Here is a 23228-nt window from a genome sequence, read left to right as displayed (position 1 = left end):
ACCTAATATGTATGGACATAATATAATTAAGCATATACATATTCGATTAAAGCGCAATCCTAAATCCGGCAAAAAGGTGCTCTCACATGGCGAATTCAACCCAATATGTGCTGACCAATTTGCGCGTCGCACCCATGCAGGCGAATGGTGAAAACTATGGCGGTTTGATCGAAAATGGCGCCATCGCCATTGACGGTGAGACGATCGCTTGGGTGGGGCCAGTTGCTGATATTCCTATCGATTATCGCGAATGGCCAACAAGGGAATGCGACGGCGCATTGGCCACTCCTGGCCTTATCGATTGCCACACGCATATTGTTTTCGGTGGTGACCGCGCGAATGAATTTGAAATGCGGCTCGAGGGCGCAAGCTATGAAGAGGTCGCCCGCGCTGGCGGCGGCATCATTTCAACGGTGAAAGCTACGCGCACGGCAAGTGTTGAAGAACTCGTGGCTGACGCCCTGCCGCGCCTCGATGCCTTGATCGCCGAAGGCGTCACAACCATCGAGATTAAATCCGGCTACGGACTTGAGCTTGAAAGCGAGCGCAATATGCTGCTTGCGGCACGTGAGCTTGGCGAATTGCGCGACATCAATGTGCGCACCACATTTCTCGGTGCCCACGCCACGCCGCCAGAATTCAAGGGTCGTGCCGACGATTACATAAATCTGGTCGCGGAAGAGATGCTGCCGCAATTGCATAAAGAGGGCCTGATCGACGCTGTTGACGGCTTTTGCGAGGGCATTGCCTTTTCCCCCGAGCAGATAAAAGTTGTATTCAACGCGGCCACCAAACTGGGTCTGCCCGTTAAACTTCACGCGGAACAATTGAGCAATCTTGGCGGCGCATCTCTGGCCGCTTCATTCAAAGCGCTTTCGGCCGATCATTTGGAATATCTGGATGAAGCGGGCGTCAAAGCCATGGCAGCGGCGGGCAGCACCGCTGTGCTGTTGCCCGGTGCGTTCTATACCTTGCGTGAAACCCAAATGCCTCCCGTGCAGCTATTGCGAGATCATCAGGTGCCCATTTCTTTGGCAACCGATTGTAACCCCGGCTCCTCGCCACTCACGTCGCTTTTGCTGACCATGAACATGGGCGCCACTTTGTTTCGGATGACACCGGATGAATGCTTGGCGGCAACCACGCGAAATGCGGCCAAAGCCCTCGGCTTTGATGATCGCGGCACGCTGGCTGTTGGTCAGCGCGCAGACATTGCCCTTTGGGCCATTCAACACCCCGCAGAACTAAGTTATCGCATTGGGTTTAATCCACTCAAAGCGCGTATTTTCGGAGGAAAATTGTGAGCATGATCGTGCAGCCGGGGCGGGTTAGCCTCACTCAGCTAGAAGAGATTTTCCGGGCCGCCACGCCCGTGCAATTGGACCGCAGCGTCAAGCCGGACGTTGAACGCGCCGCCGCCATCATCGCAAAGGCAGCGAAAGGCGATGCGGCGGTTTATGGGGTGAACACAGGCTTTGGCAAACTGGCCAAAACCCGCATTGCCGTCGAGGACACTGCTACTTTGCAGCGCAACCTGATTCTCTCGCATTCCAGCGGGGTGGGCGAACCATTGGCACCTCATATTGTCCGCTTGATGATGGTGCTCAAATTGCTCTCTTTGGGGCGCGGCGCGTCTGGTGTGCGCTGGGCGTTGATTGAGTTGCTGGAACAGATGCTGGAAAAAGGTGTCACGCCTATTGTGCCGGGTCAGGGTTCTGTCGGCGCGTCAGGTGATCTTGCGCCATTGGCGCATATGACGGCGGTGATGATCGGCGAAGGCGAGGCAGATTATCAAGGCCAACGTATGAGCGGTGCAGATGCGCTGCGCCGCGCAGGTTTAAAAGCTGTGGTGCTCGGACCCAAAGAAGGTTTGGCCATGATCAACGGCACGCAAACCTCCACCGCGCTGGCGCTCGCCGGCCTTTTCGAGGCATGGCATTTGGCCAAAATTTCGTTGCTCACCGGCGCCATGTCAACCGACGCGGCGATGGGATCAAATGCGCCGTTCCATGAAAAAATCCAAACCCTACGCGGCCATCAGGGACAAATCGATGCAGCGGCGCAATTGCGCAACTTGCTGGAAGGGTCGCAAATTCGCGACAGCCATTTGGAAAATGACGAACGGGTGCAGGACCCATATTGCCTGCGCTGTCAACCGCAGGTGATGGGCGCAGTGATTGGCATGTTGCGACAAGTGGGCTACACTTTGCGCATTGAAGCGAATGCGGTGACCGATAATCCCTTGGTGGTTGGCGACGATGAAATCATATCGGGCGGCAATTTCCATGCGGAGCCGGTCGCTTTTGCAGCGGACCAGATTGCCTTGGCCATCTCGGAAATGGGCGCCATTGCGCAACGCCGCATTGCGTTGCTGGTTGATCCGGTTTTGTCCTTTGGCCTTCCCGCTTTCCTGACGCCAAACCCGGGCCTCAATTCTGGCTTTATGATTGCCGAGGTGACCTCAGCGGCGCTGATGTCTGAGAACAAGCAAAAAGCAGCGCCCTGTTCGGTCGATTCTACCCCCACAAGTGCCAATCAGGAAGACCACGTGTCTATGGCTTGTCACGCCGCCCGGCGCCTGTTGGAGATGAACCAGAACTTGGCTCACATCTTGGGCATTGAGTTGCTGTCTGCCACGCAAGGCATTCGCTTGCGCGCGCCCCTTGCCACTTCAACGAAGCTGCAAGCGGCCATCAAACTTGTACGGCAAGAGGTGAGCGCGCTCGATGATGACCGCTACATCTCGCCCGATCTGGTCAAGGCTGGCGCGCTGGTGCGTGAGCCCTCGCTGCTTGACGGGGCCAGCATTGATCTGGCGCTGGAGGTTTAGATGGAACCCTTTGCCCTTCATCGCGGCACAAGCCCCCTTATTTTGGCTTTTCCCCATGTGGGCACCTTTGTGCCTGCCGATATTGCCGGGCGCCTAAACGAACGCGGCACGGCACTGGTGGATACAGACTGGTTTATAGATGAAGTCTATGACGGGTTGATGCCGGATGCGACCACGATCCGCGCCACGTTCTCCCGCTATGTGATCGATGCCAACCGCGACCCGGAAGGCGCATCGCTTTATCCCGGCCAAAACACCACCACACTGTGCCCCACCATCGATTTTGAAGGGCAACCGATTTATCATGAGGGGCAAGCACCAAGCCCGGGTGAAATCGAAGCGAGGCGCATCGCTTTTCACACGCCTTATCATGCGGCCATTCGCAACGAAATCGCCCGAGTGAAATCGGAACATGGCTTTGCAGTGCTTTATGATGGCCACTCTATTCGCAGCGAATTGCCATTTTTGTTTGAGGGCAAGCTGCCGGACCTTAATCTGGGCACCAATGATGGCGCGACGGTACTGCCCGCAATGGAAAAACGCGCCCTCGAGATCGCCAATCAGTCTGGCTTTGAAAGTGTCTTGAATGGCCGCTTTAAGGGTGGCTGGACCACGCGCCATTACGGGCAACCGGATAAAAACATCTGTGCCTTTCAAATGGAAATTGCCCAATGTGCCTACCTGAAGGCCGAGCAGGCCCCTTGGGCGCTGGACGACCAAAAGTGCGCGCAATTGCGCCCCATCCTGAAATTGATCTTAGAAGCGTTGTTGAACGAGGCGGCAAACGCCTTTGCGCAAACGGGAGAACAATCATGACCGAAAATCCACGCAAAAATGCCCGCACCGTACGTTCGCCCATCGGCCCGGATTTGATTTGCGGCGATTGGACCACAGAAGCGCCCATGCGCATGATGATGAACAATCTCGACCCCGACGTGGCGGAAAATCCCCATGAGTTGGTGGTTTATGGCGGCATTGGCCGCGCGGCACGCACCTGGGGCGATTTCGACAAGATTGTGGATAGCCTCAAAACCCTCAACACCGACGAGACCTTGCTGGTGCAATCTGGCAAACCTGTGGGCGTTTTTAAAACCCACAAAGATGCGCCGCGCGTGTTGATCGCCAATTCAAACTTGGTGCCCAAATGGGCCAATTGGGACCATTTCAACGAGCTCGATAAGAAGGGCTTGGCCATGTATGGCCAAATGACGGCGGGCTCGTGGATTTATATCGGCTCGCAAGGCATCGTGCAGGGCACTTATGAAACCTTTGCTGAAGCTGGACGCCAGCATTATGGCGGCGATCTGAAAGGCAAATGGATTTTGACCGGCGGTCTTGGCGGCATGGGCGGTGCGCAACCGCTCGCGGCGGTGATGGCCGGGGCCTGCTGTTTGGCGGTGGAATGCAATCCCGACAGCATCGATTTTCGCTTGCGCACGCGCTATATCGACGAAAAAGCCGAAAGCTTGGACGAAGCGCTGGAAATGATCGACCGCTGGACCAAGGCCGGTGAAGCGAAATCTGTTGGCCTTTTGGGCAATGCGGCCGACATATTCCCCGAATTGGTCAAACGCGGCGTTCGGCCCGATATAGTCACCGACCAAACCTCGGCGCACGACCCGATTAATGGCTATTTGCCCATCGGCTGGTCCATGGGGCAGTGGCGTGACAAGCGCGAGAGCGATCCTAAATTGGTGGAAAAAGAAGCCCGTGCCAGCATGAAAGTGCAGGTGCAAGCCATGCTTGATTTCCACGCCCAGGGCATTCCCACCGTCGATTATGGCAACAATATTCGCCAGGTCGCCAAGGATGAAGGCTTGGAAAATGCGTTTGATTTCCCCGGTTTTGTACCGGCCTATATTCGCCCGCTTTTTTGCCGCGGCATCGGACCGTTCCGCTGGGCGGCACTATCGGGCAATCCGGAAGATATTTACAAGACCGATCAAAAGGTCAAAGAGCTGCTGCCCGACGATAAAAATCTGCACAATTGGTTGGATATGGCGCGTGAGCGCATTTCATTCCAAGGCCTGCCCGCCCGCATTTGCTGGGTGGGGTTAGGTGATCGTCATCGCCTTGGCATGGCCTTTAATGAAATGGTTGCCAATGGCGAGCTGGACGCCCCAGTTGTCATTGGTCGCGACCATTTGGACAGCGGGTCCGTGGCGTCGCCCAACCGGGAAACTGAAGCCATGCAGGATGGGTCGGACGCCGTGTCCGATTGGCCCTTGCTTAATGCTTTGCTCAACACGGCTTCTGGGGCCACTTGGGTGTCAATCCATCATGGCGGCGGCGTGGGCATGGGCTATTCGCAACATGCGGGCGTGGTGATCGTGGCGGATGGCACGCCTGAAGCGGCCAAGCGTCTAGAGCGTGTTTTGTGGAATGACCCGGCGACCGGCGTCATGCGTCACGCCGATGCAGGTTACGAGATCGCACAAGAGTGTGCGCGGGAAAAAGGATTGAACTTGCCCGGCATTCTTTAGTTTTTACCGAGGCGGAGGCGCTAAGCTTCCGCCCCATCTACATAATTTCGACAAATTTGCTGATGCATAGTAGGGTTGGGTAAAGCGCGGGGGCGCTTGAGGAGACGGACATGCATAGGCTCACTTCCATCAGCGCTAAAATCGGCGTTGCGATATTTTCCATTCTGTTGTTGGTGCACGGCGCTGCGGCAGCGCGCATTCTCACCATCGAAAAAAATCCAGCATCAATCGAGCTGCAATCGGCCTTTATCAATGGCCAACGGGTTGAGATTGTCGCACAGGCCGATCAATATGCCTTTATTGAGCTGGAGGACGGTGCACAATGCTATGCAACCCTTTCGCTCATCGCTGAAAATGGCCGCTTTTTGCGCAAGCAGCTCAATTTGTGTGATGCAGAATGGCAAGTGGCACTCAACTTTGGCGACACTGGCGCTGGCCCGTCGGTGCGCACGATTACGATCGTCCCATCACAAGATAATGTCCGCATTCTCGCCCTGAGTTTTGATGGAGAGCCACAGCCATTTACCGCATTTCCGAATTCAAACCGCGTCGAATTTGATATTCGTCGCGGGCCGTCTGGGTTCAAATGTGTGGGCGAATTGTCGGCAGCCTTGTCCGGTGCGGACGATTTCGAGCGCACCGTTGACCTTTGCTCTTTCGGTAACGAAGTGATTTTGGATGTCGAACCGACACGCTATTATGAAATTCTCACCGTACGCTCTGGCGGCGACGATAAAATAATTGACATCAAACTGAATGGCGAAGAGCTGAACATCATTCGCCATATCGGCAACGATGCGAGGACTCGAGTTTTTGCCGACAATTCAGGCATCAATTGCACCGGCAATCTGGAAGTGGAGTTTGCATCTGGCGCTACGGGGCAAGGCCAATTGGATCTTTGCGGCTCAAACTTTGATGTGACCATAACGCCGAAACCGCAATATGCCTCGGATACAAATCTACGCGCTGGTTACACTTGGCGCTTTAACGCCCCAAAATCAGAGGAAGATATTGCCTCGCTTGAGTTCAAAGCGCGTAGCTTTAACCGCACGGGGTTCAGCGCTGTATGCGAACCAGGTTCACGCCGCGCCACCATTTATCTTGATGGGTTCCCCGCGCGGGCCAATTTGCCACGGCGCACGCGGATCAATTGGACAACGGGTCGCTATAATGGCGTGGTCAACGGCGATCGTGGCCAGTCACCCTTGGCGTCCGGCCCCGCACCGAGCTTTTCTAAATCGACAGATGACCGCTTGTGGAAAGGGTTGATCTCCGGCGCCAATTTCACTGGAATTGCCAACGACAACCATCGGCTAACGCTATCCTTGAATGGCAGCGCCGGGCCAGTGCGTGAGTTTTTGCAGGCTTGCAACACCCGCTTTAACGGGCCTTCAGTTTATGGCGATGTGACCGACGATTCCAGCTTGAAATGGAGCACACCACCATCGCGTCGCGACGGTGATTTGCGCTTGGTTTTTGGCGACGTGACAACGGATCGCATCGGACTAGAGGCGCGCTGCACCCCCCAAGAAGACGTGGTGCGCATTATGTTTGCCTCCGCTCCGCGCGGCTTGACCAGCGGTCGCAACGTCAATGTGCAATGGCGCGTTGGCGACGATAATGGTCGCGTGCGGGCCACCACGCGCACGGTTGAGGGATATGATTGGGGTGCGCTGCCAGTCGCCGCAATCGACACACGAGATCCCATGTGGCGGGCACTCGCGCTCGGCAATATTGTGCGGTGGTCAATCAATGATGAGCAAACGGCCACCTATTCGCTCAAAGGCAGTGGCGCAGCGATCCGTCGGTTCCTCAATGGGTGTCGCCCACCCTCACAACCAGATATTGGCGATGGTGGAGACAGCGATTTCGGCGTAGACCCTGATCGCCCCACAACCGGCAATGAAGCAGTTGATACGATCATCAATATTTTCGATCTGATCAATCAGCAGTCCGATTCAAACGTGAACATCAATATCACCACTCAAAGCGCAGCGGCACGTCAGGCCCTCAACAATTATCGGGCCGACCCAAATTATATGTGCGGCCTGTCTGCCAGCAGCCAGCCGATGGGCAATCGTGCGGTTTCAATCGGGTTCAAAAATGATCGCGGACGGCCCGTCGAAGTCTATGAGATTGCGGGCAATGGCCAGCGCCAATATGTGCGCGATGTGCCCCCAAATGCTCGATTGCAGCTTACGCGCAATGCGGGGCAGGGGTTTGAAGTGCGCTCACCCAATGGCGGATGCTTGACCACAATGGTTGCGACCAATGCAGATATTGAATATCGCATTAACCCCAGCATGGGCGGAGCTGATCCTGACGTTGTGGCCAAAAGCTACAATTGCTCTGGCCGCGAAGTGGTGGCGTTGATTGAGCCAAACAAGGGCACCGCTTTGGTGGATGGACAATATGCATTGCACCGCGCCCGTGTGAATGGAAGCTTTGCCAATGTGTGGGGCAATGTGCGCGCTAAAATCACCAACCAAGAACTGGTGTTGGAAGAAGGCGGAACAACCCGCCTATCTTGCCGCGCGCGATAAACCAAACAAAGTGCTGGCTATTTGATTTTCTTAGATAAGTAATAGGAAAACGGGATGGCCAGCACATATCCCAAAATGGCAGCAGCGGCGATGCCGAGCCCCATATTGGGCACCATTTGTGTGACCAGAACAGCGATCACCAGCGCCCCTGCGATTGCAGAGCCAGAAATAATCCACAACATGCCAATCAGTTTATTCATTTTCTTCCCCCAACTGAAATAAAGCCTGCACTTTATAGCGCAGTTTTGGCGGGCGCGGTTTGACCTTGGTCAATTGATTTTGCGTTCCCACCCTAAGGTCATTGACCAGCTAAAAAATAAATATTACTTATACTAAAATAATTTTAGTATCCGATTATCAGTTGGATTCAAGGGGGACGTATGAACGAAATCGTAGCACAAAAATTCAAGCGCTTGCGGCAGGAAATGGCGGCGCAAAACATCGACTTGGTGGCGCTCGGCCCCACCGCGCACACCCAATGGCTCTTGGGTTATACCCCCTATCCTGATGAGCGCATGTGCCTGTTATTGATCGGCAAAACTAACGAAGCTTTTGTTATGCCGGCCCTTAATGCCAACGCTGTGCGTGAACACACGAACATTGAGTTCTTTGAATGGGCGGACGATCACGGACCATTTGATGCCCTCAATGCCGCACTTGAAAAGGTCGCTGGCGCAGGTGTGAAGCAGGTGGTGCTTGACGAAACCATGCGTGCCGATTTTGCGCTCAACCTGCTGGACAAGTTGGACGGTGCTGCGCATCAATTCACGAAATCCACTGTTGGCGCTTTGCGGATGCGCAAGACCGAGGACGAATATAAATTGCTCAAATTGAACGCCCAAATCGCTGATGAAGCGCAAGAAGTGGCGGCCAAAACCGCGCGGCCCGGCGTCACCGAAAACGACGTTGCAGAAGCGGTGAAAGAGCATTTTATTTCCAAGGGCGCCAAACCTGTTTTTGACATTGTTGGGGCCAACGAAAATGGCGCGTTCCCACATCACCACACCTCAGACCGTGTGCTTAAATCAGGTGATGTTGTGGTTGTCGATATTGGCGGCACGACCAAAGGCTACCCCAGCGACATCACCCGCATGGTGGCGGTTGAAACCTTGCGCGATGACTATCAGGAAGTCCATGACGTGGTGGAAGCCGCAGTGCAGGCGGCGCTGGCGGCGTGCAAGCCCGGCGTTAAAACATCAGATATTGATAAGGCTGCTCGCGATGTGATCACCAATGCGGGGTACGGCGAATATTTCACCCACCGCACCGGTCACGGCCTTGGCATTGAAATTCACGAAGAACCCTATCTCTCCGCCTCATCAGATGTGATTTTGGACGAGGGCATGGTGTTTTCCATTGAGCCCGGCATTTATATCCCGGGCAAATTCGGTGTCCGCTTGGAAGAGATTGTCTATCTCCGCGCCGATGGTCCGGAAGTGCTGTCCGAACGCTCACGCGATGTCGTGATTGCCAAAAACTAAATAAAAAGGGGCCGCATGGCCCCTTTTTTAGTCCTGCAGTTCGGGCAGGTTTTTATAGTCCTCCAAACACTCCACATTGGCCAAGGCAGTTGTGTTTTTGATCTTTCGGCCATGGATCACATCACGCACGGCAATCTCTGAAATCTTGCCCGAGCGGGTGCGTGGAATATCTTTAACCGCGATCACCTTGGCGGGCGTATGTCGGGGTGTTGCCCCCTTGCGAATGCGGGTTTTGACCAGTTTGATCAAGTCGTCATCCAAGGGGATGCCATCTTTCATGCGCACAAACAGGATGACCCGTTGATCGCCCTGCCAATCTTGCCCCACCGCAATGGCCTCTTCGATTTCATCAATGGTTTCCACCTGTCGATAAATCTCTGCTGTGCCAATGCGCACGCCACCGGGATTGAGCGTCGCATCTGACCGGCCGTGAATGATATAGCCGCCATTGTCGGTCTTTTCGACGAAGTCTCCATGAGCCCACAAATTGTCATATTTGTCGAAATAAGCGCTGTGATATTTTTCGCCGCTTTCGTCGCCCCAAAAGCCCGTGGGCATGGTCATATGCGCGTTGCGGCAAACAAATTCCCCCGGTTGATTGACGACCGACTGCCCGTCATCATCCAAAATGTCGAGATCCAGGCCGAGCTGCGCACCTTGCAACTCCCCTTGATAAACAGACTTTGTGGGCACACCGCCCATAAAGCAGCCGCAAATATCCGTGCCGCCAGAAATGGAGGCCAGTTGCACGTCTTCTTTCCAGTCGCGATAGACATAATCGAAGTTTTCAGGCAGCAGCGGCGATCCTGTCGACAAGATGGTGCGCAAGCTGGCAAACGAATGAGTCTCGCGCGGCTTTACATTCATATTGCTCAGCGCGTCGATATATTTCGCAGAGGTGCCAAAAATATTGATCTGCTCTTTGTCGATCAAATCCAGCAATCGAGGCGCTTTGGGGTAAAACGGGTTGCCGTCAAAAGTGATCAGGGTCGCCTCCGCCGCCAGACCTGAAACGAGCCAGTTCCACATCATCCAACCGCAGGTGGTGAAATAGAAGAAATTGTCGTTTGGCTTAACGTCGCTGTGCAGCACCAATTCCTTCAAATGTTGGATCAACAAGCCCGCGCCACGATGCATGATGCATTTGGGTTTGCCAGTGGTGCCGGAGGAAAAAAGGATCACCATCGGCGCATCAAATTCCATCCGCTCGAATTGGATTTCCGCAGGGGCAAAGGGCGCGACAAACGCATCAAGCGTCTGCACATCAACCTCATACTGGGCATCCGCTTTTGGATTGTCCAACAGCACCACATGCTCAATATCCGCAGCTTTCGCCACCGCGTTAATGCTGGGCGCAACATCAATATGCTTACCCGCATAATTATAATGTGGCACCGCAAACAGGATTTTCGGCTCAACCTGCGCCAACCGATCGGTCGCACCTTCGGGGCCAAAATCCGGCGAGCAAGAGGCCCAAATCGCGCCCATCGCTGAGCTGGCCAAATAAAGCGCAATCGCCTCAATATCATTGGTGACGATGGCGCCAACGCGGTCACCCTTTTCAACGCCCTTCGCCCGCATGGCCTGCACCAACTGGCTCACCAGATCATAAAGCTGCCGCCGGGTTATTTCACGGCGGGTGCCATCATCCCGGTGACCAATAATCGCCAGGCGATCATCGGGTTGCTTCAGGGCATTTTCAGCGTAGTTCAGTTTGGCGTCAGGAAAAAAACGTACCTTACGAATATCAGGATCATCGATCAGGACGCGTTCGCCCTTTTCGCCGATAATGTTCAATTCATCCCATAGGGAATTGTAAAATGCTTGCGGCTCATCAATTGAAAATTGTAACAGGCCATCATAATCGTCCGGCGCGCACTGATGCAGCGCCCTGGTCTTTTCGGCAAACGCATAAAGATTTGAGGCGCGTTGGCGTTCATTGGACGGTGTCCACAAAACTGGATTGGGCATTTGTCCTCCCTGAGACCACTTTTTCGGTATATTTTCGCAGGATTTAATTATAATGCTTGTCATTCGCCAAGCGTTAGTCGTATTTATACTGTAGGCGGTGTGGCGTCGCCTGCATCACCGCCAAACACAATCGGGTCACTCATAAGCAGCTGATGGCAACAAATGGTACTCAACGCAACGGTTCAATCCCAATCAAAATATAATTTCAATCTGCATGAAATGCCCGTGCCATTGGCCTATGCGGAGCATCGCATCATTTTGGAATGTAATGCAGAATTCGCGCGATTGTTCGGCTATGGCCGGGCAGAACTGCGCAACAAAAGCTTTCATCTGCTCTATCCAAATTTTGAAGACTTTGTGCGCACCGGGCAAATGTGGTCCACGAACATGACCATGGGCATCACCTATTATGATGAGCGGATCATGATCAAGGCGGATCAAACCCGGTTCTGGTGCAAGGTGCGGGGGCGGTCGATGACCTCTGCAAACCCATTTGCCAAGGCGGTTTATTGCTTTGAACCATTGCCGCGGGCCATTGCTGCCTCGGGATATGAGTTGACCGATCGCCAACGCCAGATTGTCGCTTTGGTGGCACAAGGCAAAACCAATGGCGTGATCGCAGATGAACTCGAATTGTCCAAGCGTACCGTAGAGGCCCACCGGGCGCGGATCATGAAGGCGATCGGCGTGAAAAACACGGCAGAATTGATTGCATGGTTCTCCGCCCACCATTCGGCGCGCTAATACCTCAAGAAGTCCATTAACCGCTTGTTAAGCATGATTTTTCCTCATATCATGTGGCTTTAGAGGGGAAGGACATTTCATGAAAAATCTATTGAAGCGGTGTGCCGTGATCGGTGCGCTAGGTGCTGGGCTGCTTGCAGGGTCGGCTTTTGCCCAGTCGGGCGCAGGCGGTTTGTTCACGCTGCACAACATTACGGAAAGCAATATCGTTGTCGGATTCTACACCAATGATGGCAGCGGCTGGAGCACCAATTGGCTGTCAGAAGAGATGAATCCGGGCGAAACCGCACAAGCGGAATTCTTCGCAACAACGGGATCATGCGACCAAACATTTCAAGTGGGTTGGCTCGGTGCCGATGATGGCGAAGTTCTAGACGACCCGATCAGCATTGATATTTGCGATGCGTCAGAAGTCTATCTGGCAGACAACGAAATCTATTTCGAATAGATCGAGCATAAAGTTGGGCAGCGCCATCAATTGGCGATGGGGCTGTCCACCTCATCCAAATGCATCACGGGATTTTTGATCTGCTTACGAATCCACGTGGTAAAGGCAATGACGCCGGGCTTTTCCGCCTTGTCGTCTGGGATGGCGAGAAAATACGCATCTTCGGTGTTGAGCGGGGTCGGATCAATGACCTTGAGGCTGCCTTGCATCACTTGCTGCTCAATCAGATAAAAGGGCAATAGCCCCGCGCCCATGCCCGCAACAGCGGCTTCGATGATCATGGAGAATTGATCAAAGCGATGCCCCTTAAACGGTTCCTTGTTCTCCATGCCCTGTTGTTCAAACCAATCGCGCCACCCTGTTTGTCGTGTTTGCAAATGCAATAAAGGGGTCTCGACCAAGTGTTCAGGTTTGTCCAATTGATATTGGCGCACCACACTTGGCGCCGCCACTGGCACCATCATTTCTGCACAAAGCGGCTGGCAGGTGGCGCCAGCCCAAATCGGGCGACCAAAATGCACCGCCACATCAACAAACTGATCTTGCATGGCAAAGGGTGACCACCGGCTTTCAATATTGATGGCCAAATCAGGATTTTGCGACAAAAAGTCGGGCAGTCGTGGCGCCAGCCAATGCGATCCAAAGGTCGGCAGCGTGGCGATGGACAACATGGCTTCCGCCTTTGCCGCCGCCATGGTGCGATAAACCAGCCCTTCAGTTTGCTCGATCAAATAACGCGCGTCAGCCAAAAAACGGGCGCCTGCTTCAGTCAGCACCACGCGCTTGCGCACGCGCTCAAATAACGTGACCCCCAACTGCAATTCTAAATCGCGGATTTGACGCGAAATAGCACTTTGCGTGAGGTTCATTTCTTCCGCAGCGCGGGTAAAATTGAGGTGGCGCGCAGCGCATTCAAAAGCGCTCAGCGTGTTGATCGAAGGAAAGTTGCGGCGACTGGTATGCATAAAATTTCCTCATGAAGTAATGAAAAAACATTGCTTCTTTAGGGTGTTTGCCTAAGTTATCATGAGAATAATGAATTTTTTCGACTTGACCAGCCTCAATTTGAGCATTGGGTTCGCCCAGCGCAAAAGTCGATCCACAACGAACATTGGCCGCGGCCAAAGGGGATAGAATATGTCAGCATCGTCACGCAAATCCGAAACCATTGAATTGATGGGCAAATTGGGCGTTAAGCCAGAGGCCCTAGAAGGCGGCGACTTGGCCGTTTATTCCCCAACCAACGGCGAAAAAATCGCGGACGTCAAAAAGTCCAGCGCAAGCGAAATCAACGCTCAAATCGAAAAAGCACACGAAGCATTTAAAAAGTGGCGCACTGTACCCGGCCCTCGCCGGGGTGAGTTGGTGCGGCTGTTGGGCGAAGAATTGCGCGCCGCTAAGGATGATTTGGGCCGGTTGGTGAGCCTTGAAGCGGGTAAAATCCCGTCAGAAGGCGCAGGCGAAGTGCAAGAAATGATCGACATTTGCGATTTTGCAGTCGGCCTTTCTCGCCAGCTTTATGGCTTGACCATCGCCACCGAGCGTCAAGATCACCGCATGATGGAAACATGGCATCCTTTGGGTGTTGTGGGCGTCATCTCCGCCTTTAACTTTCCTGTCGCAGTTTGGTCTTGGAACGCGGCTTTGGCTTTGGCGTGCGGCAATGCCGTGGTGTGGAAGCCATCTGAAAAATCACCTTTGACCGCGCTCGCCTGTCAGGCGATTTTGGATCGCGCGCTGAAGAAGTTCGGCGATGCGCCTGAAGGCTTGATCACCACCTTTATCGCCGAGCGCGATGGTGGCGAAGTTATGGTTGATCATGAAAAAGTGGCACTTGTGTCCGCCACAGGCTCTACGCGCATGGGGCGTCAGGTTGGGCCACGCGTTGCCCAACGTTTCGGCCGCACTATTCTTGAACTGGGCGGCAACAATGCGGGCATCGTTTGTCCGTCTGCGGATATGGACATGGCCGTGCGCGCCATCGCATTCGGTGCCATGGGCACCGCTGGCCAGCGCTGCACAACCACTCGTCGCTTGTTCGTTCATGAGAGTGTTTATGACGATATGGTGGCGCAGTTGAAAAAAGCCTATTTGGGCGTCACCATTGGCGATCCTTTGTCGTCTGATGCATTGGTCGGTCCATTGATCGACAAAGAGGCCGGCGACAATATGGAGAAAGCGCTTGAAGCGGCAAAAGCCGTTGGCGGCAAAGTCACGGGCGGTGAACGCGTCGATGTGAATGGCGATGCGTCCTATTATTTCCGCCCGGCTTTGGTGGAAATGCCAGAACAAACCGGCCCCATGCTGGAAGAAACATTCGCCCCAATCCTTTACGTCACCAAATATTCTGACTTTGAGGATGCCATCGCCATGCAAAATGCTGTGGGCGCAGGCCTTTCCTCCTGCATCTTCACCTTGAATGTGCGCGAAGCTGAAACATTCCTTTCCGCTGTCGGGTCAGATTGTGGCATCACAAACGTCAATATCGGCACGTCAGGCGCTGAAGTTGGCGGTGCCTTTGGCGGCGAGAAGGAAACTGGTGGCGGCCGCGAATCCGGCTCCGATGCATGGAAGGCCTATATGCGCCGCGCCACAAACACGGTGAACTACGGCACAGCCTTGCCATTGGCACAGGGCGTAAGCTTTGATATCGACTAAACCGATGCGTTTCCAAACGGAAATGTAAGGACATATTCGAGCGCATATGGCAAAAACGCGCCATATGCGCTCGGCTTTAGGGGAAGATAAAATATGTGCGCCGATCTGGTTTCTCATCCCGGCTTTTTCCGGGCTAACCGCATTGCCAAACTATCGGTTTCTGAAATCATCAAAATCAGCACCCGCGCCCGCGAACTGCGGGCAGAAGGCAAGCCAGTGATCATTCTGGGCGCTGGAGAACCGGATTTTGACACGCCGGAACATGTCAAACAGGCTGGCATCGCCGCGATTAATGCAGGGCAAACCAAATATACCCCGCTTGATGGCACACCTGAATTAAAGCAAGCCATTTGCGACAAGCTGAGCCGAGAAAATGAACTGGACTATCAGCCCGCCAATATTTCGGTTTCGGCAGGGGCAAAACAGGTGCTGTTTAACGCCTTTATGGCGACCATCAATCCGGGCGACGAGGTGATCATCCCGACCCCGTTCTGGACCACCTATGCCGACATTGTTGAAGTGTGCGGCGGCGAGCCTGTGCTGGTCAAATGTCCGGGTGAAAAAGGCTTCCGGCTGCAGGCTGACCAGCTTGAGGCGGCAATTACGCCAAAAACCAAATGGCTGATGCTCAACTCGCCATCCAACCCATCCGGCGCGGCCTATTCGGCTGAAGAGTTAAAACCGCTTTTGGCTGTGCTGGCGCGCAATCCCCATGTTTGGCTGGTGTGCGACGATATTTATGAGCACATCACCTATGATGATTTTGAATTTGTCACCCCGGCACAATTAGCGCCTGAATTGCGGGATCGTATTCTGGTGGTCAATGGTGTGTCCAAATCCCACGCCATGACCGGGTGGCGCATCGGCTATGGCGCCGGGCCGGTGGAGCTGATCAAGGCCATGGCCGTGATGCAATCCCAATCCACGTCCTGCGCCTCATCGGTATCGCAAGCTGCGGCAATCGAAGCCTTGAATGGCGATAATTCATTCCTCGAGGAACGTCGCTTATCTTTCCAGGAGCGGCGCGATCTGGTGGTTGCGGGCCTCAACGAAATTGATGGGGTAACCTGCCGTGTGCCGGAAGGCGCCTTTTATACCTTTGCCTCCTGCGAAGGTCTCATCGGCAAGACGACGCCCAGCGGCAAGACCATCGAAAGCGATAGCGACTTCTGCCGCTATATTTTGGAAGAAAGCCATGTGGCCATCGTGCCCGGCTCAGCCTTTGGACTTTCGCCTTATTTTCGTATATCTTATGCGGCAGCGAAATCAGAATTGGTCGAAGCGATATCCCGCATACAAAAAGCGGCAAGCGCTTTGACTTAAAAGACTTCCCACAGAAGGGTTCTTTTAAGGACCTTTTCTTGCCCGCCAGACTTTGTTCTGGCGGGTTTTTTTAATCCGAATGTACAATCTGCATACCAACGGGCTTGTCAGCATGGTTTGGTTTGATAGCTAGTGGAGAGAACAAGTAGGGGAAGGTCTCATGGCAGCAGCAGTTTTTGATTCACGGCAAAACATTTTGGGTGAAGGCCCATTGTGGCACCCATTGCGCCAACAGCTTTTTTGGTTCGACATTCCCAATTGCAAATTGCGGTCGCAAATTAACGGTGCGCCGCTCGAGTGGGCGTTCGACGAAATCGTGACCGCCGCAGGGTGGAAAGACGAGCGCACGCTGATTATCGCATCAGAAACCAAACTGTTCGCGTTCGATTTGAAAACAGAAGAAAAAAAGCATCTTGTTGATCTGGAACCAAACGTGCCGTCGCGTCGCTCCAACGACGGGCGGATCGACCCCTGGGGTGGATTTTGGATTGGCACCATGTCTAAGACGGATCCAAGCAGCGAAAAAGGTGGAATTTACCGTTTTTATCAAGGCGAGCTACGTCTGCTGGTGCCGGAAGTGGCAATTCCAAATTCCATCTGTTTTGCGCACGACAAATCCTTCGCCTGCTACACGGATACGCCAACGCAGATTGTTTGGAAGCAAGCCCTGGATGGTGAGGGGTGGCCCGTGGGTGAGCCGACGATTCATGTGGATTTGCGCGAAACAGATCTCAATCCCGATGGTGCATTGATCGATGATGCGGGCAACATCTGGATCGCCATGTGGGGCGCGTCATGCATTGTCCAGTTTGACAAAACGGGGCGTGAGCTACAGCGCCTTGATGTGCCGGCAAAGCAGCCAACCTGCCCTGCCTTTGGTGGCGAGAATTTTACAACGCTCTATCTCACCTCAGCGGCGGAGAACCTTGATGCGCCGAGAGCTGCGGATGGGCAAATATTTGAGTTTGCTGATGCGGTGCAAGGCCGCGCAGAATATGCGGTCAGCCTTGACTGACCGCACCGATTCTAGCGCAATATTTGGGGCTTGATTTTCAGTTTCGCAGCTTGGTTTTCAGGCAGATGTTTGTTCAGCCGCTTGTTGATCGCGCCATAAACCCCAATCACACAAAGCGTGAGCAGAATAAAATAGAACGCCAGAATTGGATAAGGCACAAACGGGTTGAACGTTTTATCCGCGAAGTAGCTGGCGTAATAAAGCGCATCGCCTCGCTGTTGCCAGCTCGGAAAGCCTGAGAAAAACACCAAAGTTGTCGCGTGAAACAAAAAGATCGCTTCATTGGTGTAGGCGGGCCACGCCAGGCGCAACATGGTCGGCCAGATGATCTTTCTAAAACGAGGCCAACCGGTGATGCCATAGGCATCTGCCGCTTCCACATCCCCTTTGGGAATAGAGCGTAGGGCGCCATAAAAAATCTCGGCGGAATAAGCCCCTGTGTTGAGGAACAACACGAACAAAGCCCCAAGCCAGGCCTTGGTCAACCAACGTGTCTCCACCGTGATCTCCACAAAGCCGAGATTGATGTCGGTGCCCAGTCGGGGCAGCAAAACAAAAAGCTCGTAGGCGAAGAAGAACTGGATAAACAGCGGTGAGCCGCGGAAAATGAAAATATACCATTCAGCAGGCTTCCGCAGCAGCGGGTTTTTGCTGGCTTTTGCTGTGGCAACCGCCACCGCGAGGAAAAAGCCAAGGCCAAGCGCAATCACACCAAAATAAACGTTCCAAATCAGCCCTGAGCCGATCAGGGTGAACTGGTCGCAAAGGGTGAAATCCGAACGGGGCAAAAGCCGCTCGCCAAATCCCATTGAACGGAAGGCGTAATTTTGGATGGTTTCTAAGCAGCTCATGCAGCACCTCCAGCAGCGGACCCGCCGCCGGTTGTGGCTTGTCCCAAGCTGAGTTTGGTCATCAGCTTTTCAAACACAATTTCCGAAATCTTGGTCATGGCCAGATAGAACACCAAAAGGCCAAGGAAATAATAGATCCGCCAGTCGGGATGGGGGTACGAAAAGGCGGAGCTTTTTGAGCCGCCCAGTTCCCGCGCCCAATAAACGATATCTTCAACGCCCAGCAGAAACAGCAGCGGGGTTGCTTTGATCAAAATCATCCAAAGGTTTGAAAGGCCGGGCAGGGCGTAAATCCACATTTGTGGCATTAAAATGCGCCAAAACACTTGTCGGCGGCTCATGCCATAAGCTTCGCCCGTTTGCAGCTGGGCGTGGGGCACAGCGCGCATGCCGCCATATAAAACGTTGGCGGCAAACGCGCCAAAAACAATCGAAAATGTCAAAACGGCCAAAAGGAACCCGTAAGCCTCGTGCACCCATTGAGGTGAGCTCGACAAGGGCAGTTTCGCAGCAGCGCAAACCACAAAGTCGCTGCCTTGCCGCACAGGCTCCGTCCAATCAGAACACAGCGTTTTGTGGCGCACATATTCAAAGGCTTGATCGAGCGCGATCACAAAGAAAAGGAAGAAGGCGATATCGGGCACGCCGCGCACAATCGCCGTGTAGCCTTTGCCAAACCAGCGCAGCGGCGCAATGTGCGACCGCGCAGCAGTGGCGCCAAAAAAGCCGAACAACAGCGCGGTCGGCGCTGTAACCGCCAGCAACATCAGCACGGTGCCAAACGAGGCGTAAAAGCTCATGTGCTTGCCTGTTGTCAGATAACAGGTCAGCCAGGTGAGACCTTCAATTTGGTCCGGAGTTGCGCAGAATGAAAACATATTAGATCTACAATCAAATCAGGGCGGAAGCGCACTCCCGCCCTGCTATAGCTAACTTAGAAGCGTGGTGAATCTTCACCCAACCATTTAATGATCAGCTCGTTCAATGTGCCGTCATCTTTCATGGTTTGGATCGCTGCATCAAACTTGGCGCGCATCTCTGGATCAGATTTGCGGAAGGCCATGCCAATGCCGCCACCCAATGGGATGTCTTCGCCAACAAAAACCATGTCGCCATTTGAATCTTCGACCAATGGGATCAAGAAGTCTTTGTCTGAAAGCACGGCGTCTGCTTCACCATTGCGTACAGCAGCAACAGTCTCGTCAGGCGTTGCGAACTCAAGCAAAGTCGCACCAGTTGTGGTGATGTGCGCTGATTGGATGGTGCCAGTTTGCGCTGCAATAACGCCGCCATCAAGATCAACATCTGCGCTCAAGGCTGCATATGCAGAAGGTGATGGAGGTGTGTAGTTTTGTGTGAAATCTACAACTTCTTGACGCTCAGGCGTGATCGACATGCCGGCGATAATCGCGTCATAGTTGCCAGATACCAAGTTTGGAATGATTGAATCCCAATCGTTGGTCACCCACTCACAATCCATTTCGGCACGCTTGCAAAGCTCATCGCCCAACTCGCGTTCAAAGCCGTCAACTTCGCCATTATCATTGATGAAGTTATATGGAGGGTAAGCGCCCTCGGTGCCAAGGCGCACAGTGTCCGCCATCGCAAAGCTTGTGCTCATTGCCAATACGGCAACGGAAAGCAAAAGTTTTTTCATTTTAGTCTCCCTTGGTTTAACCTCTTAAAAAGAGATCTTGAGTTGATTTTAGTCCGAAACGGTCGCACTCAAGAATTGCTGTAGCCGCTCGGTTTTGGTGTTCTTAAACACCTCATCAGGCGTACCTTGTTCTTCAATACGTCCCTGATGCAAAAAGATAACATGGTCCGACACATCGGCTGCCAACCGCATGTCGTGGGTGACAAGGATCATTGTGCGGCCTTCTTTGGCCAAATCCTTGATCACCTTCACCACCTCTTGTTCCAATTCAGGATCAAGCGCGGAGGTGGGTTCATCAAACAAAAGCGCTTGCGGTTCCATGGCCAAGGCGCGCGCAATCGCCGCCCGCTGCTGTTGGCCGCCAGAAAGCTGCGCTGGATAATTGTCACACTTGTCGCCAATGCCCACCTTGTCGAGCAATTTGCGGGCACGCTCCTCAACCACTGCAAGGTCTTCGCCCAACACAGTGACGGGTGCTTCCATCACATTTTGCAAAATCGACATATGGGCCCAAAGATTGAACTGTTGGAACACCATGGTCAGGTTGGTGCGGATGCGGATCACTTGTGCTTTATCAGCCGGATGACGATTAAGACCCTCGCCTTTCCAGTGCACAGGCTCACCGTCAAAAATGATGTCGCCTTGCTGGCTGTCTTCCAAAAGGTTCACACAGCGCAACAGTGTCGATTTCCCGGACCCTGAAGACCCAATCAGGCTCACCACATCGCCCTTGTGGGCAACAAGATCAACGCCTTTGAGCACTTCCAATTGGCCATAACTCTTATGAAGATCGCGTACTTCAATGACAGGTGTTTGCGTGTCCGACATATTTTCTTTCATTCTTTGGTCGCTACCAACGATCTAGCCCAAAATGAGCTGGTACACAATTGGCTTTTGTTAGGCCAATACCCCAAATGGGGGGTATGCGCGTCCCGAATTAATGCGAGACGCGGTAAAAATATAGGATGAAAGATCAAATGCACGCCGAAGTGGCGCAACGATCAAGCTGACAACAAGAATCTGAAATGATCGCGCAAACGCGCTCAACAGCTCCGCCGGTCTGATGACCAGGTTCAAAAGCATCAAAACTACCCTCCCTTACATCAGGTCCAATTTCTCGGGCCCGATTTGCGCTGTCCTCACAACGTCTTACCCGCAAATTCACTTTTTGCGATATGTTCAGTTTCAGTATGGCCTATTCTTTTTTGACTGAATAGTCACTTTTTTGTGCAAAATTTAACGTGCTTTTCGCACTTTGTGCAGGCCAATCCACCAAAATGAGAAAGGGTGAGCCTTGGCCCACCCTTTAATATTTATGCTGCTTTGTCGGTTTTTGCCGCTGTCTTGAGCGGCTTGCCGAGGAACATGCCGCCGAACCGATTGTCGAGGAATTCATCCAGATCAATCTGCTCTTGGCTCAAGAACCCTTTTTGCGGCAGTTTGCCCGTGCGCACCAAATCCATTGCCGCGGTCACGCCAGCAGCGGTGGTGATTTGAATGGCGGTCCATTCTTGCCCGGCCACTTCCATGGGGGTTGAAACATTGAGGAATGATTTTTCCTCAAAGCGGCCATTGATGGTGCCCGTTGCGGTGCAGAAAACCGTCACCGTATCCTGCTTGGTCACAGGCAGCGCGGTGTTGAAAATTTCGCACATCAAATCCTGGCGATTCTGCAATTTCAAATCTTGAAGCAAGATTTTCAAAATGTCGCGGTGGCCCGGATAGCGGATAGAGCGGTAGGATACGTTTTGGGCGTGGCCCGCCAACGTCTCGCACAATGTGCCCAAGCCGCCTGATGTGTTAAAGCACTCAAATTCAGTGCCGTTTAGGGTAAATGTCTGCAAATTCTCGAGCGGTGGTACTTCCACCAGCTTGCCATCAACCAAGGCTTCGCATGGGTTGCAATATTCATTGACCATGCCTTCGGTGGACCAAGTGATGTTATATTTCAACGCATTTGTAGGGAAGCGCGGCAAAGCACCCACACGCATGGACAAATCTTCAACCTTGTCGAACTGTTTGGCAAGGTGATATCCGGCCACGCCCACAAAGCCCGGCGCCAAACCACATTGTGGCATAAAGGCCGTGTCCGCGTCTTTGGCCAAATCCCGCACGAATTTGGTGCCCTTAACATCTTCCGTCAGGTCGAAATAATGGGTGCCGGCTTTTTTCGCGCCAGAGGCGATGGCTGGCGTCAAGAAGTAGGGCGCTGCGCTCAATACGGCTTGCTTACCCTGAAGGGCGGCCACCAATTCATCTTCCTTGGTCACGTCCACTTTCGCGGTCTTCAGCCCCAATTTAGCCACTTCAGCCAAATTCTCTTCATTGGTATCGGCAATGGTCACGCTATATTCTGGCTGTGTTTCCAACACCACGCCTACCATGCGGCCAATTTTGCCCGCGCCGACAATCAAAACATCCCAATTCATATCTATCCCTCTGGCTTGATTTTTGTTCTGCCGAAAGTGTGACAGCGGGAACTGTCAGTGCCTAGAATCGGAACCGCCATAAAGATGACATAACGACGAATTTGGAGGCAATTTGCCGACAAAATGACGGAATTTAATATTTGAGAAAGGTCTTAACGCAATGAGGAACTTGCATATCGCCCAAATCTGGACCATCGTCATTTTAACAATCTATTGTCTTTTTGTCGGTGAGGAGCAGCGGCATGGATAAAGCCATTCGGGACGAATTGGACCGGCAATTGATCGCGCAATTGCAGTTCAACGCCCGCGCCAAAACATCCGACATTGCCAAAAAACTGGGCATTGCCCGCACCACGGTGCACGAGCGGATCGCCCGACTAGAGCGCATGGGCTATATCAAAGGCTACACGGTGCAATTGGCAGAAGATCCGGGTCGCCAGCATGTGGAAGCGCTTGTGATGATCGAAGTGCACCAGCAGCAGGGCAAGCAGATTGCCGACAAGCTAAAAGACTTTCCTGAGGTCAAACTCTGCCTCGCCATCAATGGCGAATATGATTTGCACCTGTCCGTGGAAGCGCCGCAGCTCGAAGATATTGACGAGATCATCGACGAAATCGCCCTCATCCCCGGCGTGCGCCGTACGCAGACATCACTGGTGCTGGGGCGCAAATTTGATCGGCGATAATCCCACTTTCGCCGCATCAAGAAATCTGGCTAAAGCACAAATATCCACACCCACCGTCGTCATTACCGGACTTGATCCGGTAATCCATGTAGCCGTGGCCAAATGGCAA

The 23228-nt window shown here is 53.3% G+C and carries 20 protein-coding genes; 12 read left to right on the top strand and 8 right to left on the bottom strand.

Features of this window, described 5'->3' with window-relative positions; genetic code table 11:
* Positions 1-86 precede the first annotated feature (86 nt).
* The 5 genes from hutI (at position 87) to MXMO3_RS00730 (ending at position 7856) form a co-directional block, all read left to right on the top strand.
* Positions 87-1304 carry an imidazolonepropionase gene (gene hutI / locus MXMO3_RS00750; RefSeq protein ID WP_117394626.1) on the top strand — a complete coding sequence of 406 codons (1218 nt, stop codon included), beginning with the start codon at positions 87-89 and terminating at the stop codon, positions 1302-1304.
* Complete coding sequence (gene hutH / locus MXMO3_RS00745; RefSeq protein ID WP_205468054.1) at positions 1301-2830, top strand: histidine ammonia-lyase; 1530 nt, start codon at positions 1301-1303, stop codon at positions 2828-2830. Before hutI ends, hutH begins: the two co-directional genes overlap by 4 nt.
* Positions 2831-3646 carry an N-formylglutamate deformylase gene (gene hutG / locus MXMO3_RS00740; protein WP_117394624.1) on the top strand — a complete coding sequence of 272 codons (816 nt, stop codon included), beginning with the start codon at positions 2831-2833 and terminating at the stop codon, positions 3644-3646.
* Entirely contained in the window at positions 3643-5313 is a 1671-nt protein-coding gene (gene hutU / locus MXMO3_RS00735; protein ID WP_117394623.1) for a urocanate hydratase, read from the top strand. The genes hutG and hutU overlap by 4 nt, the downstream gene beginning before the upstream one ends.
* A 110-nt stretch (positions 5314-5423) precedes the next feature.
* The gene (locus MXMO3_RS00730; protein WP_117394622.1) at positions 5424-7856 is read left to right on the top strand and encodes a hypothetical protein; all 2433 of its coding nucleotides are present in this window, start codon (positions 5424-5426) and stop codon (positions 7854-7856) included.
* 17 nt (positions 7857-7873) lie between these two features.
* On the opposite strand, the gene MXMO3_RS00725 is transcribed toward MXMO3_RS00730, so the two are convergent.
* Positions 7874-8056, bottom strand: coding sequence for a hypothetical protein (locus tag MXMO3_RS00725; protein WP_027835698.1), 183 nt, complete (start codon positions 8054-8056; stop codon positions 7874-7876).
* Positions 8057-8236: 180 nt separating this feature from the next.
* On the opposite strand from MXMO3_RS00725, the gene MXMO3_RS00720 reads away from it, so the two are divergent.
* On the top strand, positions 8237-9337 hold the full coding sequence (locus MXMO3_RS00720; RefSeq protein WP_084634207.1) for a M24 family metallopeptidase: 1101 nt from the start codon (positions 8237-8239) through the stop codon (positions 9335-9337).
* 27 nt (positions 9338-9364) lie between these two features.
* Here MXMO3_RS00720 and MXMO3_RS00715 read toward each other — a convergent pair whose 3' ends face one another.
* The gene (locus MXMO3_RS00715) at positions 9365-11308 is read right to left on the bottom strand and encodes an acetoacetate--CoA ligase (protein WP_117394621.1); all 1944 of its coding nucleotides are present in this window, start codon (positions 11306-11308) and stop codon (positions 9365-9367) included.
* Positions 11309-11470: 162 nt separating this feature from the next.
* Between MXMO3_RS00715 and MXMO3_RS00710 the strand changes: the two genes are divergently transcribed.
* Entirely contained in the window at positions 11471-12052 is a 582-nt protein-coding gene (locus MXMO3_RS00710; protein ID WP_084634206.1) for a PAS and helix-turn-helix domain-containing protein, read from the top strand.
* A 79-nt stretch (positions 12053-12131) separates the two neighbouring features.
* A complete protein-coding gene (locus tag MXMO3_RS00705; protein WP_117394620.1) occupies positions 12132-12500 on the top strand; it encodes a hypothetical protein in 369 nt (122 codons plus the stop codon).
* 26 nt (positions 12501-12526) lie between these two features.
* On the opposite strand, the gene MXMO3_RS00700 is transcribed toward MXMO3_RS00705, so the two are convergent.
* Complete coding sequence (locus MXMO3_RS00700) at positions 12527-13465, bottom strand: LysR family transcriptional regulator (RefSeq protein WP_051213910.1); 939 nt, start codon at positions 13463-13465, stop codon at positions 12527-12529.
* 172 nt (positions 13466-13637) lie between these two features.
* Between MXMO3_RS00700 and amaB the strand changes: the two genes are divergently transcribed.
* The 3 genes from amaB to MXMO3_RS00685 all read left to right on the top strand — a co-directional run bounded on the left by amaB (position 13638) and on the right by MXMO3_RS00685 (position 17496).
* Entirely contained in the window at positions 13638-15158 is a 1521-nt protein-coding gene (gene amaB / locus MXMO3_RS00695; RefSeq protein ID WP_027835693.1) for an L-piperidine-6-carboxylate dehydrogenase, read from the top strand.
* 93 nt (positions 15159-15251) lie between these two features.
* Positions 15252-16481 carry a pyridoxal phosphate-dependent aminotransferase gene (locus tag MXMO3_RS00690; RefSeq protein WP_027835692.1) on the top strand — a complete coding sequence of 410 codons (1230 nt, stop codon included), beginning with the start codon at positions 15252-15254 and terminating at the stop codon, positions 16479-16481.
* Between the two features lie 160 nt (positions 16482-16641).
* Positions 16642-17496 carry an SMP-30/gluconolactonase/LRE family protein gene (locus MXMO3_RS00685; RefSeq protein WP_117394619.1) on the top strand — a complete coding sequence of 285 codons (855 nt, stop codon included), beginning with the start codon at positions 16642-16644 and terminating at the stop codon, positions 17494-17496.
* An 11-nt stretch (positions 17497-17507) separates the two neighbouring features.
* On the opposite strand, the gene MXMO3_RS00680 is transcribed toward MXMO3_RS00685, so the two are convergent.
* The 5 genes from MXMO3_RS00680 to MXMO3_RS00655 all read right to left on the bottom strand — a co-directional run bounded on the left by MXMO3_RS00680 (position 17508) and on the right by MXMO3_RS00655 (position 22433).
* Positions 17508-18347, bottom strand: coding sequence for an ABC transporter permease (locus MXMO3_RS00680; RefSeq protein WP_027835690.1), 840 nt, complete (start codon positions 18345-18347; stop codon positions 17508-17510).
* Positions 18344-19147, bottom strand: coding sequence for an ABC transporter permease (locus MXMO3_RS00675; protein WP_205468053.1), 804 nt, complete (start codon positions 19145-19147; stop codon positions 18344-18346). Before MXMO3_RS00675 ends, MXMO3_RS00680 begins: the two co-directional genes overlap by 4 nt.
* A gap of 134 nt (positions 19148-19281) precedes the next feature.
* Complete coding sequence (locus MXMO3_RS00670; RefSeq protein WP_027835688.1) at positions 19282-20004, bottom strand: transporter substrate-binding domain-containing protein; 723 nt, start codon at positions 20002-20004, stop codon at positions 19282-19284.
* A gap of 48 nt (positions 20005-20052) precedes the next feature.
* Entirely contained in the window at positions 20053-20832 is a 780-nt protein-coding gene (locus tag MXMO3_RS00665; protein WP_027835687.1) for an ABC transporter ATP-binding protein, read from the bottom strand.
* Between the two features lie 485 nt (positions 20833-21317).
* Positions 21318-22433: a saccharopine dehydrogenase family protein gene (locus tag MXMO3_RS00655; protein WP_117394617.1), complete on the bottom strand. Its 1116-nt coding sequence runs from the start codon at positions 22431-22433 to the stop codon at positions 21318-21320.
* A 242-nt stretch (positions 22434-22675) separates the two neighbouring features.
* Here MXMO3_RS00655 and MXMO3_RS00650 point away from each other — a divergent pair, with 242 nt between their 5' ends.
* Positions 22676-23119, top strand: coding sequence for an Lrp/AsnC family transcriptional regulator (locus MXMO3_RS00650; protein ID WP_036223023.1), 444 nt, complete (start codon positions 22676-22678; stop codon positions 23117-23119).
* Positions 23120-23228 lie beyond the last annotated feature (109 nt).

The sequence above is a fragment of the Maritalea myrionectae genome (assembly GCF_003433515.1).
In the GTDB taxonomy this organism is placed as follows: domain Bacteria; phylum Pseudomonadota; class Alphaproteobacteria; order Rhizobiales; family Devosiaceae; genus Maritalea; species Maritalea myrionectae.
The sequence above is the reverse complement of the archived record's forward strand: the minus strand, read 5'-3'. Positions and strand labels throughout refer to the sequence as shown.

Coding starts and splice junctions, on each gene's coding strand:
- hutI (WP_117394626.1), top strand. CDS start 87: ATGGCGAATTCAACCCAATATGTGCTGACCAATTTGCGCGTCGCACCC.
- hutG (WP_117394624.1), top strand. CDS start 2,831: ATGGAACCCTTTGCCCTTCATCGCGGCACAAGCCCCCTTATTTTGGCT.
- hutU (WP_117394623.1), top strand. CDS start 3,643: ATGACCGAAAATCCACGCAAAAATGCCCGCACCGTACGTTCGCCCATC.
- MXMO3_RS00730 (WP_117394622.1), top strand. CDS start 5,424: ATGCATAGGCTCACTTCCATCAGCGCTAAAATCGGCGTTGCGATATTT.
- MXMO3_RS00725 (WP_027835698.1), bottom strand. CDS start 8,056: ATGAATAAACTGATTGGCATGTTGTGGATTATTTCTGGCTCTGCAATC.
- MXMO3_RS00720 (WP_084634207.1), top strand. CDS start 8,237: ATGAACGAAATCGTAGCACAAAAATTCAAGCGCTTGCGGCAGGAAATG.
- MXMO3_RS00715 (WP_117394621.1), bottom strand. CDS start 11,308: ATGCCCAATCCAGTTTTGTGGACACCGTCCAATGAACGCCAACGCGCC.
- MXMO3_RS00710 (WP_084634206.1), top strand. CDS start 11,471: ATGGTACTCAACGCAACGGTTCAATCCCAATCAAAATATAATTTCAAT.
- MXMO3_RS00705 (WP_117394620.1), top strand. CDS start 12,132: ATGAAAAATCTATTGAAGCGGTGTGCCGTGATCGGTGCGCTAGGTGCT.
- MXMO3_RS00700 (WP_051213910.1), bottom strand. CDS start 13,465: ATGCATACCAGTCGCCGCAACTTTCCTTCGATCAACACGCTGAGCGCT.
- amaB (WP_027835693.1), top strand. CDS start 13,638: ATGTCAGCATCGTCACGCAAATCCGAAACCATTGAATTGATGGGCAAA.
- MXMO3_RS00690 (WP_027835692.1), top strand. CDS start 15,252: ATGTGCGCCGATCTGGTTTCTCATCCCGGCTTTTTCCGGGCTAACCGC.
- MXMO3_RS00685 (WP_117394619.1), top strand. CDS start 16,642: ATGGCAGCAGCAGTTTTTGATTCACGGCAAAACATTTTGGGTGAAGGC.
- MXMO3_RS00680 (WP_027835690.1), bottom strand. CDS start 18,347: ATGAGCTGCTTAGAAACCATCCAAAATTACGCCTTCCGTTCAATGGGA.
- MXMO3_RS00675 (WP_205468053.1), bottom strand. CDS start 19,147: ATGAGCTTTTACGCCTCGTTTGGCACCGTGCTGATGTTGCTGGCGGTT.
- MXMO3_RS00670 (WP_027835688.1), bottom strand. CDS start 20,004: ATGAAAAAACTTTTGCTTTCCGTTGCCGTATTGGCAATGAGCACAAGC.
- MXMO3_RS00665 (WP_027835687.1), bottom strand. CDS start 20,832: ATGTCGGACACGCAAACACCTGTCATTGAAGTACGCGATCTTCATAAG.
- MXMO3_RS00655 (WP_117394617.1), bottom strand. CDS start 22,433: ATGAATTGGGATGTTTTGATTGTCGGCGCGGGCAAAATTGGCCGCATG.
- MXMO3_RS00650 (WP_036223023.1), top strand. CDS start 22,676: ATGGATAAAGCCATTCGGGACGAATTGGACCGGCAATTGATCGCGCAA.